Origin of the sequence: Oribacterium sp. Sow4_G1_1, from assembly GCF_052116105.1 — a bacterium.
In the GTDB taxonomy this organism is placed as follows: domain Bacteria; phylum Bacillota; class Clostridia; order Lachnospirales; family Lachnospiraceae; genus Oribacterium.
On sequence record NZ_JBQKLS010000043.1, the window covers coordinates 1 to 1,728 of the forward strand.

Below are 1,728 nucleotides of genomic sequence, written 5' to 3' on the forward strand. Positions count from 1 at the left end.
TGATATGCTACCCCTAAGTAGGACATTGAAAAATGAAACCTACTTGGGGGTATTGTTATGTCCAGGAAAAGTAAGATAGACCCAGTACTCAAGATAAAAGCAGTTGAAGATATCCTGGTTGGCAAAAAGGGGGTGTGTGAAGTTGCGAGAAAGCTGAGGGTTGACGAATCCACGGTTAGAGGTTGGAGATTAATATACCTTAGTGGAGGTCCAACTGCTCTAGCTAATCAGTCAAGAAACAAAGTCTACAGTAAAGAGATAAAACTCAAGGCTGTTAGAGATTACCTTGACCACAAAGGCAGCCTTCGCGATATTTCTCAGAAATACGGCATACGTAACAAGCTACAACTCCGTTGCTGGATAAAGGATTATAATACTCATGGAGAGATCAAATCCCGTGGAAGCGGTGGAGGTAGCTACATGAGGAAAACCCGTAAGACTACATATGAAGAACGTCTTGAGATTGTCCAAGATTGCCTTGCTAATGACAAGAACTATGGTGCAACAGCCAAGAAATATGAGTGTTCTTATCAGCAGGTGCGTAACTGGGTAAAACGCTATGAAAACATGGGTTCTGCCGGGCTGGAAGACCGCCGCGGTAAACGAGCAGGCAGCCTTCCCAGTCGTACAAAAGAGGAAGAAATGCGTGACAGAATCGCAGAACTAGAGCGCAAAAACCGCTATCTTCAAATGGAGAACGACCTGCTAAAAAAAGTCAGAGAGTTAGAGATGAAGGATCGCTATCTCTAACCCGCCATATCTACGAGTACCAGGCGATCCAACAACTTTCAGAAGAAAAGGAATACCCTGTTGCCTTGCTCTGCGCAATGTACCATGTCCCGCGCAGCGCTTACTATCGCTGGATCAAAGATCCGGGCAGTTACAGGGAACGGATGAATCAGAAGATTGCAGACACAATCAAAAAAATCCATGAAGAACATCCGGATATGGGATACCGCAGGTTAAAAGATGAGCTTGAGAAAAAGCATGATATCAAAGCCAATGACAAACGGGTTCTCCGTATTTGCCGCAAGACGCATATACAATCAACGATAAAGTGGCGTCCCAAGAGCTGCACTCGCGGAAGCAAAGATCCTGCCTATATCGCTAAGAACTACCTGAATCGAGACTTCCACGCTGATGCACCAAATCAGAAATGGCTTACCGATGTATCTGAGTTTAAGTATTACGTTGGTATAGAGGTTCGGAAAGTCTATCTGAGTGCAATCCTGGATCTTTACGACCGGCGAATTGTTTCGTTCGTAATCAGCGATAGAAACGATAACCCATTAGTAATGGACACATTTGACTCTGCTGTTGCAAAGGAACCAGATGCGCATCCATTGTTCCACTCAGACCGCGGTTTTCAGTATACGAGTGCTATGTTTTCGACGCGTTTGAAAAAACACCACATGAAGCAGAGCATGTCTCGTGTTGCACATTGTATCGATAACGGGCCGATGGAAGGATTCTGGGGCATTTTGAAAAGAGAAACGTATTATGGCAGGAAATTCAATGAGCGGGAAGCGCTGGTCAAGGCAATCGAGAATTATATCGATTATTACAACAACGAGCGTATTCAAAGAAAGCTGCACCTAATGACTCCGCTAGAATTCCATGATCAGTATCAGACAGCAGCATAGAGAAATACCCTGGCTGACTTTTCGTCAGCCAGGGTAAACCTAGAACTTATTGTTATTCATTGTCCACTTGACGGGTAGCACACCA

At 44.6% G+C, this 1,728-nt stretch carries 2 protein-coding genes; both read left to right on the plus strand.

Annotation, left to right across the window (positions count from 1 at the left end):
* Positions 1-57 precede the first annotated feature (57 nt).
* Positions 58-750, plus strand: a complete 693-nt coding sequence (locus tag ACTQ52_RS12275; RefSeq protein WP_441982785.1) for a transposase — start codon at positions 58-60, stop codon at positions 748-750.
* Between the two features lie 8 nt (positions 751-758).
* Positions 759-1,643 carry an IS3 family transposase gene (locus ACTQ52_RS12280; RefSeq protein WP_441226997.1) on the plus strand — a complete coding sequence of 295 codons (885 nt, stop codon included), beginning with the start codon at positions 759-761 and terminating at the stop codon, positions 1,641-1,643.
* Positions 1,644-1,728 lie beyond the last annotated feature (85 nt).

What these genes read in the sequence shown, in the direction of transcription:
- ACTQ52_RS12275 (WP_441982785.1), top strand. Translation starts at nt 58, where the DNA reads ATGTCCAGGAAAAGTAAGATAGACCCAGTACTCAAGATAAAAGCAGTT.